This is a genomic window from Streptomyces sp. ATLC9, assembly GCF_057196705.1.
The window spans coordinates 1-10,998 of sequence record NZ_JBXUOY010000183.1 but is presented as its reverse complement, the minus strand read 5'-3'; the positions used below and the strand labels follow the sequence as shown (position 1 = coordinate 10,998).

At 74.8% G+C, this 10,998-nt stretch carries 9 protein-coding genes; 2 read left to right on the top strand and 7 right to left on the bottom strand.

Annotated features, from left to right (window positions below):
- Positions 1-39: 39 nt before the first annotated feature.
- Positions 40-960: an alpha/beta fold hydrolase gene (locus tag AC2CJA_RS18420; protein ID WP_484603799.1), complete on the bottom strand. Its 921-nt coding sequence runs from the start codon at positions 958-960 to the stop codon at positions 40-42.
- Between the two features lie 140 nt (positions 961-1,100).
- Positions 1,101-1,505: a roadblock/LC7 domain-containing protein gene (locus AC2CJA_RS18415; protein WP_484603798.1), complete on the bottom strand. Its 405-nt coding sequence runs from the start codon at positions 1,503-1,505 to the stop codon at positions 1,101-1,103.
- A gap of 842 nt (positions 1,506-2,347) precedes the next feature.
- Between AC2CJA_RS18415 and AC2CJA_RS18410 the strand changes: the two genes are divergently transcribed.
- Positions 2,348-3,142, top strand: coding sequence for a tyrosine-protein phosphatase (locus AC2CJA_RS18410; RefSeq protein ID WP_484603797.1), 795 nt, complete (start codon positions 2,348-2,350; stop codon positions 3,140-3,142).
- Between the two features lie 59 nt (positions 3,143-3,201).
- Here AC2CJA_RS18410 and AC2CJA_RS18405 read toward each other — a convergent pair whose 3' ends face one another.
- From AC2CJA_RS18405 to AC2CJA_RS18385, 5 genes are all read right to left on the bottom strand, one after another.
- On the bottom strand, positions 3,202-4,284 hold the full coding sequence (locus tag AC2CJA_RS18405) for a polyprenyl synthetase family protein (protein ID WP_484603796.1): 1,083 nt from the start codon (positions 4,282-4,284) through the stop codon (positions 3,202-3,204).
- A gap of 28 nt (positions 4,285-4,312) precedes the next feature.
- A complete protein-coding gene (gene hpnE / locus AC2CJA_RS18400; RefSeq protein WP_484603795.1) occupies positions 4,313-5,767 on the bottom strand; it encodes a hydroxysqualene dehydroxylase HpnE in 1,455 nt (484 codons plus the stop codon).
- Positions 5,764-6,744, bottom strand: coding sequence for a presqualene diphosphate synthase HpnD (gene hpnD / locus AC2CJA_RS18395; protein ID WP_484603794.1), 981 nt, complete (start codon positions 6,742-6,744; stop codon positions 5,764-5,766). The genes hpnE and hpnD overlap by 4 nt, the downstream gene beginning before the upstream one ends.
- A complete protein-coding gene (gene hpnC, locus AC2CJA_RS18390) occupies positions 6,741-7,664 on the bottom strand; it encodes a squalene synthase HpnC (protein ID WP_484603793.1) in 924 nt (307 codons plus the stop codon). The genes hpnD and hpnC overlap by 4 nt, the downstream gene beginning before the upstream one ends.
- Positions 7,665-7,865: 201 nt before the next feature.
- A complete protein-coding gene (locus tag AC2CJA_RS18385; protein ID WP_484603792.1) occupies positions 7,866-8,600 on the bottom strand; it encodes a TetR/AcrR family transcriptional regulator in 735 nt (244 codons plus the stop codon).
- A gap of 111 nt (positions 8,601-8,711) precedes the next feature.
- On the opposite strand from AC2CJA_RS18385, the gene AC2CJA_RS18380 reads away from it, so the two are divergent.
- Positions 8,712-10,928, top strand: coding sequence for an MMPL family transporter (locus AC2CJA_RS18380; RefSeq protein WP_484603791.1), 2,217 nt, complete (start codon positions 8,712-8,714; stop codon positions 10,926-10,928).
- Positions 10,929-10,998 lie beyond the last annotated feature (70 nt).

Here is a 10,998-nt window from a genome sequence, read left to right as displayed (position 1 = left end):
GCGCGGGGCCGGTCGCGTGCCCCCGCCCCGCGCGCCGCTTCACACGCGACCGTCGAGCCAGGCCAGCAAGTCCGCCTGGACCTCGTCGCGGTTGGTCTCGTTGAGGATCTCGTGCCGGGCGCCCCCGTAGGCCCGCCAGGTCAGATCGCGCAGGCCCAGGTAGCGGAAGTCCTCCAGGAGTTCGTACACCAGCGTCATGCCCTGGTGGCAGGGGTCCTGGTCGCCGACCGCGATGTGCACCGGCAGGTCCCGCGGAACGCGGTCGAGCTGCCGCGGGTCGTTGGTCTTGCGCACCCCCAGAACCCAGTCCAGCGCCAGTCCGGCGCTGAAGGGGAAACCGCACCGCTCGTCGGCGACGTACCGGTCCACCTCGGCCCCGTCACGGGAGAGCCACTCGAACCCGGTGCGGTGTTCGTAGGGGTCGTTGAAGGAGCCGAAGAGGGCGGGTACGAAGTCCGAGAGCGCGGCGCGGCCGCCGCGGTCGGTCTCCTCCCGCAGCCGCTCCACCGCCGCCTGCGGCTCCGCGCCGGGCAGCGAGCGGAAGGTGCCCGACAGGATGAGCCCGGCCAGTCCGCCGCCGTGCTCCTGGGCGAAGTCGCGGGCGAGCTGGGAGCCCATGCTGTGCCCGAGCAGGACGTGGGGCGCACCGGGCAGCTCCGCGCGCAGCCGGTCGCCGACCGTCTTCAGGTCCTCCACCACGGCCCGCCACCCGCTCTCCCCCACCACTCCGTACCCGCCGGTGTGTTCGGCGGTGGCACCGTGGCCGCGGTGGTCGGAGGCGACGACCGCGTAGCCGTGCCCGGCCAGGAAACGGGCGAACCGGTCGTAACGCAGGGCGTGTTCGGCCGCGCCGTGCGCTATCTGCACCAGCGCGCGGGGGCTTCCCTCCGCCGGGAGCCAGGTGTAGGTGGCGACGGGCAGTCCGTCCTGGGCCCGGGTGGCGTCCGCTCGCAGCGTCACGTCGTCTCGCTCCTCGGTGTCGGCGGGTCGGAAAGGCCCCTTCCCCGCCCACGCTCCCGTCTAACGGGACCTTTCCGCCCGCCGCGCAGCCGGTACGTCGGGCCGTCCGGCCACGGGTTCTCCTCGGGTTCCGGCGTCCGTCAGTGCCGCGCCGGTGCGGCCGGATACGGGCGAACGCTCTTGACCAGCTTCGCCATCTCGTCTCCGAGGACGGCCGCGTCCGCCTCGCTCCCGGCGAGGACGGCCAGACACACGCCGGATCCCGCGGCCGAGACGAACAGCAGCGCGGTGTCGAGTTCGACGACCACCTGCCGCGCCCCTCCGCCGCTGCCGAAGCGGATGCCGGCTCTGCGGGCCAGCGAGTACAGTCCCGAGGCCAGCGCCGCCAGGTGGTCGGCGGTGTCGGTGTCCAGGCCGTGAGCGGCCTTCACCAGGCCGTCGGAGGACAGCAGCAGGGCACCGCGGGTGTGCGGGACGCGCTGGACGAGACCGGTCAGCAGCAAGGACAGGTCGGTCGTCCGGCCGACGGGGGCATCGCTCACCATGATCGCGTTCTTCTCCTTGGGGGGTGAGAGCCGTGCGCGGGACTGACCGGGCCGGCTGGTGGTGCTGTCGTCGGTTCCCTCCGCGAGGCCGGCGCCCCGGCGGAAGGCGGCCGTCAGGCCGGGAGTCCGCCCGGCCGCGGGCTCCCCCGCCGTCCCCGGGGCCCGCGGCGGCCGGCGCGGCTCGGGGGCTCGGGCATCGCGGTCCTCGGAACATTGAGGTCGTCTCGGCGGGCCGGTGCGCTCACCGGCTCTCGTGGCGCCGCCGCGACGCTGACCGTCACCCGGCGGGGGCGTGGGTGTGCCGACGTGGTCACCCCCCTCGGCGGCCCCCGACGAGTGAGAACATCGCCGCGCCCCGTGAGGAAGGGCGACACGATCATAACTCTCGTTCGCCAGGGGTGAGTTACCGTGCCCGGACCGTCACCTCAGGCCGTTCCCGCAGTCCGGTCCCGGGCCACGCGGTGCCCGGACGGACGCGTGGGACGCCGTGGTAGGCCGGCCTGGAGGGGCCTGCGGACACGAAGGCGTCGCCGCCGTGCGACTCGATGTCGGCCCACGGCCGGCCGGTTTCCCGGACCGGAGGACACAGGTGTCACCGGGGCCGGACGAGACCGCGGGAGCGCTCGTCGCCATCACGGTACGTCCCCGCGTCCACCTCCACCGCCGGTCCCCCGTACCTCCGCCCAGTCCTCGCGCAAGCCCATCCCTTCCCCGCCCCCATGCCGTAGGGTCGCAGTGGCCGGCGTGGGGCTGTGCGGCGGGTGGGGTACCGGCTCCGCCGCCCCGGACGCCCGGAGGAAAACCGGAGCACGGCCGAAGGAAGGCCGAAGCAAGGAGTGTCCATGACATCGGAAACCGTGGAGCCCACGCTGACGGGGGTGCGCAACTTCCGCGACGTCGGCGGTCTGCCGACCGCCGACGGCCGGCGGGTGCGCCGGGGCGCGCTCTACCGCAGCGGGCACCTGGCGCACGCCACCGAGGAGGACACGGTCTTCCTCTCCCGGCTCGGCCTGCACACGGTCTTCGACTTCCGCAACTCCGCCGACCAGGCTCTGGAGGGCCCGGACGTGGAGCTGCCGGGCGTGCGGAACGTGAACATCCCGCTGTCGGACCCGGCCGAGGGCGCCGAGTTCTGGACGATGGTGCGCGAGGGCGACCTGCCGCTGCTGCGGTCCCTGCTCGGCGACGGACAGGCCGAGGCCCGGATGGTGGCCTCGTACCGGCTGATGGTCCGGCGGCGCACCGCCGAGCACGGCCGGCTGCTGCGGGAGCTGGCCGAGGAGAGCGTGCCCGCCCTGATGCACTGTGCGGCGGGCAAGGACCGGGCCGGACTGTCGATCGCGGTGACGCTGCTGGCGCTGGACGTGGAGCGGGACGCGATCGAGTCGGACTACCTGGAGTCCAACGCCCCGCACCGCCGCTACCGGATCCACCGCTCCCCCGACGCGGGCGGCGGGATGTCGCCCGAGGTCAGAGAGCTGATCGCGCCCCTCTTCGAGGTCCGCCCCGCCTATCTGCACGCGGCGTTCGACACCATCACCGACACCTGGGGCGGGGTGGAGCCCTATCTCTCCGAAGGGCTCGGCCTCACCCCCGGCCTGCGCGAGCGGCTGCGCGGCCGTCTGCTGGAGCTCTGACCGCCGGGGGCCGTGGGTGGGTCCGGATCCCGGCCGCCCCGCCGGTGCTGCGGGCCGGGTCAGCCCTCGCGGACGACGACGAAGTCGGCGAGGGCGGTGAACTGCTCGCGCACCCGGCTCGGCATGTCCACGCCGTCCAGTGCGGCGAGGGCGGTGGCATGCCGGCGGCGGGCCTCCTGGGAGGTCCACTCACGGCCGCCGGCCTCCTCGATCAGCCCGGCGCGGGTCGCGAACTCCTCCTCGTCGAAGTCCTCGAACTCCCGCTGGCTCTTGGTGGCGTCCGCGGCCAGCAGTTCTCCGAGCCGGTCGGCGGCCGGGCCGCCCGCGGCCAGGGCCGCGACCACCGGCAGGGACTTCTTGCGCTGCCGCAGGTCGCTCCAGGGCAGCTTTCCGGTCGCCGCCGGATCACCCCAGACGCCCAGCAGGTCGTCGACGGCCTGGAATGCCAGGCCAAGGTGGTGGCCGTACGCCTCGAGGGCGTCGGCGGTGGCCTCGTCGGCCCCGCCGAGGACCGCGCCGATGGAGGTGGCGCAGGCCAGCAGCGCACCGGTCTTGTTGCCCTCCATCTCCAGGCACTCGGCGACGGTGACCTTCTCCCGGTGCTCGTAGGAGATGTCCTGCGCCTGCCCGTCGATGAGCCTGCGGGTGGCCAGGGTCAGGCGGCGGGTGGCACGCGCGGCCTCGGCGGTGCCCAGTTCCAGCAGCACCTCGCCGGCCAGCGCGAACAGGGCGTCGCCGACGAGGATGGCCTGCGCCGGGCCGTGGACCTTCCACACGGTGTCGCGGTGGCGGCGCTGCTCGTCGCCGTCCATCAGGTCGTCGTGGAGCAGGGAGAAGTTGTGGACCAGTTCCACGGCCACCGCCCCGGGGACGCCGGTGGCGGGCTCGGCGCCCGCGACCTCGGCCGACAGCAGGGCCAGCGCCGGGCGCACCGCCTTGCCCCCGTCGCCGCGGGCCGGGTTGCCCTGGGCGTCGGTCCAGCCGAAGTGGTAGGCGGCGACGGAGTCCATCGGCGGTGCGAGCCGCGCCACGGCGGCGCGCAGCATCGGCGTGGCGAGGGCGCGGCCGCGCTCCAGCAGCTCGATGACGCTCGCGGTGTCGACGGCTGTGTCCGTCAGGGGCCTCGGGGTCGCCGGGGTCACGGGGTCTCCTCTGCGTTCGGTGTCGTGCTCACGCCGCCTCCTGGAAGATGTCGTCGTGGGGGCGGCCGAGTGCGGTCAGCGCTTCCCGGGCGGCGGTCAGCCCGCTGCGCACGGCGCCCTCCATCGTCGCGGGCCAGCCGGTGGCGGTCCACGCCCCGGCCAGCCACAGCCCCGGCGCACCGGTGCGGGCGGCGGGGCGCAGGCGTCCGACCCCGGGTACGGGGGCGAAGGTGGCGGCGCGCTCCCGCGTGACGAAGAAGTCGCGCACCTTCGCGCCGCGCGCGGCGGGCATCAAGCGGGCCAGTTCGGGAAGGTAGCGCTCGCGCAGCACGGCGACCGGCAGGTCGATCTCGTCCTGCGCGGCGGACTGGGACACCGCGACGTACTGGCTCGCGGCCCCTCCCGGAGCGGTGCGCAGCCCGGAGGCGGCGGTGCGGTCGAAGACCCACTGCACGGGGGTGCCGAGCGCGGCGAGGAAGGGACGGTGGAGCACCTTGCGGTCGTAGACCACGTGGACGTTGAGGATCGGCGCGTCACCGATACGCAGCAGCCGCTCCGGTTCCTCCACGGCGCCCTCGGGCAGCAGCCGGTGCGCCTCGCGCTGGGGGACGGCCAGGACGACCGTGCCGGCCCGCAGCGTCTCCCCGGCCCGGCCGGTCCGGTCGCCCTCCGCCGAACGCCGCTTGCCGGTGTCCACCGCGACCCGCCAGGCGCCGTCCGGCTCCCGGGTCAGCTCCCGGACCCGGCCCTGCCGGACCACGCGCACGCCCGCCCTCTCCAGTACGGCGGCGGCGAGCGTGTCGTGCAGGTGCCCCAGCGGGACGCGGGACCAGCCGATGTCGGCCGCGCCGGGGTCGCTGAGCAGGCCGGTGCCGATGACCATCGCGGCCAGCCCGAGCGAGACGTCCGGTGCGCGGGCGTTGAGGGTGGCCACGCCCACCAGGTCCCACAGCGCGCGTACCGCGCGGGGGGACTGGCCGTGGCGGCGCAGCCAGCTTCCGAAGTCCTGGGAGTCCAGGGCGGGGTCACCGGGGTCGATCCTGCCCAGACGTCCGAGCGCCAGTGCGGCCCGCCCCGCGCGCAGCCGCTCGGCCGGGGAGAGGTGGGGGTAGCGCGCCAGGGAGGCGCCCAGGTGCAGCGGCGCGGGCAGGGCCGTGCGCCGCAGCCGGCCGGTCGTGCCGCGCGCGGCGTCGTGGACGGGGATGTCCAGGCGGGGCTGGAGGGGCGCCAGCGCACTCGCGCCGATGCGCTCCAGGAACCAGCGGTAGGCGGTGCAGCAGCGCAGGTGGACGTGGTGGCCGTTGTCGACGGTCAGCTCGCCGGCCGCGCCGGAACGGCGGAAGGAGGAGGCGAGTCCGCCCAGCCGGGGCCTGCTCTCCACCAGGGTGGTGGCCACCCCGGCGTCGGCCAGGCGCAGTGCGGCGGCGGTGCCCGCCAGCCCCCCGCCGACGACGACGGCGCGCGGGTCGGGTGCGCCGGTCACGTCGTGCTCCCTCCCGGTGCCGTGCGGGCGGCCAGCCGCGCGTCGAGCCCGGACAGGCCGCGCAGGGCGACGTACGCCTTCTCGCGCGCGGGCAGGGACACCCGGCCGCGCAGTACGGCGTGGGGGTCACGGGCGATGCGGGCCAGCAGCCGGTGGTAGATCCCCGCCATGGCCGCCACGCAGGCGGCCGAGCGACGGTCCAGCAGCGGCAGCAGCCGCAGCCCTTCGGCGAACAGCGCGCGGGCACGGTCCACCTCGAAACGCACCAGTCCGGCGAAGTCCGCGCCGGCGGGCGGCACGTGACGGTCCAGCCAGGTGTCGCAGCCGAACGCGGCCAGGTCCTCGCGGGGCAGGTAGGTGCGGCCCTCCGCGGCGTCCTCGCGCACGTCGCGCAGGATGTTGGTCAGCTGCAGGGCGAGGCCGAGGGTGTCGGCGTAGTGGGGGGCGCGGCCGGCGCCCGGGACGCCCGGTACGGTGCCGAAGACCCCCAGGGAGAGCCGCCCGATGGCGCCGGCGACGCAGCGGCAGTACTCGCTCAGCTCGTCCCAGGTCTCGTAGGCGCGGCCCCGGACGTCCATCAGGACGCCGTCGATCAGCTCGTTGAGCCCGCCCAGCGGGATCGGGAAGCGCTCCGCGGCGTCGGCCAGGGCGACGGCGACCGGGTCGGTGGCGTCGTCGGGGACCTTTCCGGCGCGGACGAGATCGAGCAGGCCGCGGGTCTCCTCCAGCCGGGCGCGCTTGACCTCCTTCTCCAGCGGGCCGTCGCCGATGTCGTCCACGCGCCGCGAGAAGGCGTACAGGGCGGACATCGCCCGGCGCCGCGCGGTGGGCAGCAGCCGGATGCCATAGGCGAAGTTGCGGGCCTGTTCTCCTGTGACGGCCTCGCAGTAGCGGTAGGCGGCGAAGACCTGCGGGGAGGGTGGCGCCTGCCGTGCGGCCCGCCCGGCGTTCGCGCTCCGCCTCGCCGCCGGGCTCACCTCGCCGCTCCCAGGACGGCCGCGGTCTCGCGCAGCACGCCGGTCCTCCCGGGGCGCGGGGTGCCGCCCAGGACGTCGTACCGGGCGGAGCGCAGGGCCCGCAGGGCCGCCCGGCCGCCGCCGGTGAATCCGGCGATGAGGATCTTCGGTATGCCGGGGACGCTGGCCACCAGCGGGGCTCCTTCGTTCAGCAGTTCGTGTGCGCGCCGTGCCTCCCAGGCGACCAGGGCGCGCACCGAGGCGTTCGCGGTGGGCGCGGCGAGGTCGGCCTCGGTGACGCGGAAGCGCTCCAGGTCCTCGGCGGGGAGGTAGATCCGGTCGCGCAGCGCGAGGTCCTCGGCGACGTCCTGGAGGTGCTCGGTGATCTGCAGCGCGGTGCAGACGGCGTCGGAGCGGCGGACGCGCTCGGGGGTCGCGGTGCCGGTGACGGCCAGGACGAGCCGTCCGACGGGGTTGGCGGACAGCTCGCAGTACCCCAGCAGCTCCTCCCAGGTGCCGTACCGGCGGACCTTCTGGTCCAGCCGGTTGGCCTCGAGCAGGGCGAGGAACGGCTCGGGGGTCAGCGCGTGGCGCCGCACGGTCGGCACCAGTGCGTACAGCAGGGGGTGACGGGGGGTGTGCCGGGCCGCGCCGCCCGGATCGCGGGCGGTGCGGAAGACGCGGTGCAGCTCGGCCTCGAAGGCGTCGAGCAGGGCGTCGCGGTCGCCGGCCCGGCCGGGATCCGCTCCCAGCAGCGCGGCGTCGGCGCCGCCGGGCGGCAGGTCGCCGTCGCCGATGTCGTCCAGCAGGCGGACGCAGCCGTACACGGCCATCAGGTCGTCCCGCCAGGCGCGGGGCAGGAAGCGGGGAGCGACGGGGAAGTTCTCGCGTGCCGCCTTGTCCAGGACTGCGCGGCTGTGCGCGTCCCGCGCAGGGGTCACCGGGGGCCGCCCGCTGTCATTCGCCGTCACCTCTCCGTCTCTCCGAACCGACAGCACCCGGGCGTCGGCGTCACCTGGCCGTCCGTGCCCATGGCCGCCGGGCGCCGCCCGCGATACGGAACATCATATTTCGGGCGTGCCCCGGGTCGGGCCCGGCACTCGGCCGACCGGGTGCCGGCTGAGCCGCCCGGCGGGACCGGATCAGCTTACGTCGTACGCCGGGGCGCTCTTCGCCGCGGGTCCGCCGGGGCGGGTCGCGGTTTGTCCCTCCGGTGCGGTGAAGCCCCTGATGACCGTGTCCAGGGCTCCGGCCGCGAGGGCGTCGCGCCGCTCCGGCGAGAGCCGGCCCAGCGGGCCGTCCAGCAGCAGGACCGCCAGGCCGTGCACCGCCGCCCAGGCGGTGGTCTCGGCGCCGGAACGCCGCCCGGCGGGCATCCGCCCGGTGGCGACGAGCCCGTCCAGGGCCTCGGCCAGCAGCCGGAAGGAGCGGTACATCCAATGGGACCGCTCCTCCTGCGGGCCGAGGTCGCCGCTTCCGTCGGCCGCCTCGGGGGGGCGGCAGAAGGCCGCGCGGAACAGGCCGGGCTCGGTCAGCGCGAACTCGATGTAGCCGGTGCCGAGCGCCTTGACCCGCTCCTCGGCCGCCTCTCCGGCGTTCCGCGCCCCGCCTCCTTCCGCGCCGCCGACGGCGGCCGACCGCTCCATCGTCTCGGCGAGACCGCGCTGCCCCTGCTCCTTGACCGCCATCAGCAGGTCGCCCTGGCCGGTGAAGTGGCGGTAGGCGGCCGTCGGCGAGACTCCGACCCGCCGTGCGGCGGCGCGCAGCACGACGGCCTCGGGTCCCCCGTCGCGCGCGAGGTCCGTCGCCGCCTCGATGAGCGCGTTGCGCAGATCTCCGTGGTGGTAGCCGCTCTTTCCGGTTCCTTCGGTCCGCATCGTTCGATACTGCCTGATGTTGACAGTGTTCGCATCCTCTGCGACAGTCCAAGTTAACATCGTAAACATCCTGTGGCGCACGCACTCAGGTGACGAGAGGGAAAAGAACCCATGCTGTCGTGGATCGCCGATCTGGTACTGCGCCGCCCCCGGGCGGTCCTGCTGGCCGCCCTCGTCTCCGTACTGGCCATGGGGGCCATGGGCATCGGCGCCTTCGGCAAACTCCAGAGCGGCGGGTTCGAGGACCCCGACGCTCCTTCCAGCCGCGCCGCGACCCTGATCGACGAGAAGTTCGGCGGCGAGACCAACCTCGTCCTGCTGGTGCGGGCCGACGACGGCGGGCGCCTGGACTCCCCCGCCGCCGAACGGGCCGGACAGGAGGTCGTCACCGGACTGAAGGACGAACCGGGCGTGTCGGGCGTCGTCTCCTACTGGGACGCCGGCGGCTCCGCGCTCACCTCCCGCGACGGCGACCAGGCGCTGGTCCTCGCCCACATCGAGGGCGACAGCACCGAGCGCACCGACCGCGCCGAGGAGCTCTCCGAGAAGTGGTCCGGCGACCGGGGCGCCGTCACCGTGCGCGCCGGCGGCCAGGCGGCCGTCGCCAGCGACATCACCTCCCAGATCTCCAAGGACCTGGCGATCGCCGAGGCGATCGCCGTGCCCATCACCCTGATCCTGCTGGTGATCGCCTTCGGCAGCGTCGTGGCCGCGCTGCTGCCGCTGGCCATCGGTCTGATCGCGATCATGGGCACCTTCGCCGAGCTGTACGTGCTGGGCAGCATCACCGACGTCTCGGTCTTCTCGGTCAACCTCACCACCGCCCTCGGCCTCGGTCTCGGCATCGACTACGGCCTGCTGCTGGTCAGCCGCTTCCGCGAGCGGCTGACCGAGGGAGACGAGGTGCCCGACGCGCTGCGCACCACCGTGGCCACCGCGGGCCGCACCATCGCCTTCTCCGCCGCCACCGTCGTCGCCGCGCTCGGCGCGCTGCTGCTCTTCCCGCCCTTCTTCCTGCGCTCCTTCGCCTACGCCGGGATCGGTGTCGTCGCCATCGCCGCGATCGGCGCGCTGGTGGTCGTCCCCGCTCTGCTGGCGGTGCTGGGCCACCGCGTCAACAGCGGACGGCTGCCCTGGGCGGACGCCGTGCGCCGGCCCGACGCCCCGGTGTGGGGCCGCCTGGCCTCGGTGGTGATGCGCCGCCCCGCGCTCACCGCGCTGCCGGTCCTGGCCGTGCTGCTGCTCGCCGCGAGCCCGCTGCTGGGCGCGTCCTTCGGCAACCCCGACGAGCGGGTGCTGCCGGAGAACGCGTCCAGCCGCCAGGTGGCCACCGCCATCGAGGAGGACTTCGGCGACGACAACACCTCCGCGGTCCAGATCGTCACCACCGGCCCGGTGGACACCGCCGATCTGGACGCCTACGCCACCGCCCTCTCCCGCGTCGACGGCGTCGCCCGCGTCCAGGCGTCGTCCGGCACCTACCAGGACGGCGAGGCCGCTCCGCCCGGCCCGGTGAACGCATCGCTCGGCCGGGACGACGCCCAGCGGCTGACCGCCGCCACCGAGGTGGAGTCCGGATCCGGCGAGGCCGAGGACCTGGTGCGCGACATCCGCGCGGTGCAGGCCCCCGGCGGTGTGGAGGCCCTGGTCGGCGGCCCGGACGCCTATCTGGTGGACACCAAGGCCGCCATCGGCGACCGGCTGCCCGCCGCGATCACCTGGGTCGCGCTGACCACCTTCGCCCTGCTGTTCCTGTTCACCGGCAGTGTGGTGCAGCCCCTGCGTGCGCTGGTGCTCAACACCATCAGCCTCGCCGCGGCGATCGGCGCGATGGTGTGGATCTTCCAGGAGGGCAACCTGTCCTCGGTGCTGGGCTTCACCCCGATGCCGATGAACACCTCGATGACCGTGCTGCTGTTCTGCATCGTCTTCGGCCTGTCGATGGACTACGAGGTCTTCGTCACCAGCCGGATCAAGGAGCTGCACGACGCGGGCGAGGACACTTCCACCGCCGTCACCCGGGGGCTGTCGCGCACCGGGCGGATCGTCACCATGGCCGCCGGCCTGCTGGCGGTGAGCCTGTTCGCCTTCACCACCAGCGAGATCAGCTTCATGCAGATGTTCGGCCTCGGCAGCGGGCTGGCCATCCTGATCGACGCGGTCGCGGTGCGCGGCGTACTCGTCCCGGCCGCGATGCGGCTGCTGGGCCGCGGTGCCTGGTACGCCCCGAAGGCGCTGCGGCGGCTGCACGGCCGGGTGGGACTGTCCGAGGACGCCGCTCCCCCGAAGACCCCCGCCGAGCCGCAGCGCGAGCCGGCCGGGATCTGACCCGGCCCCCGGCGGACCGCCCGGAAACGGACCGGCCCCGCCCCCTGGCCCGAGCAGGAAGGGCCAGGGG